This window comes from Escherichia sp. KCJ4928, from assembly GCF_004352695.1.
Lineage (GTDB): Bacteria > Pseudomonadota > Gammaproteobacteria > Enterobacterales > Enterobacteriaceae > ECMA0423.
The window spans coordinates 1-255 of the sequence record NZ_SJWV01000762.1; the positions used below are offsets into that span (position 1 = coordinate 1).

Consider the following 255-nt stretch of genomic DNA (forward strand, 5'->3'; position numbering starts at 1 on the left):
CCTTCGTGCTCCTCCGTTACTCTTTAGGAGGAGACCGCCCCAGTCAAACTACCCACCAGACACTGTCCGCAACCCGGATTACGGGTCAACGTTAGAACATCAAACATTAAAGGGTGGTATTTCAAGGTCGGCTCCATGCAGACTGGCGTCCACACTTCAAAGCCTCCCACCTATCCTACACATCAAGGCTCAATGTTCAGTGTCAAGCTATAGTAAAGGTTCACGGGGTCTTTCCGTCTTGCCGCGGGTACACTG

1 rRNA gene is annotated in these 255 nt (G+C 52.2%); it reads right to left on the reverse strand.

Going from position 1 to position 255, the window contains the following annotated elements:
* Positions 1 to 255 (reverse strand): 23S ribosomal RNA (locus E0D98_RS26655); the annotation flags it as partial.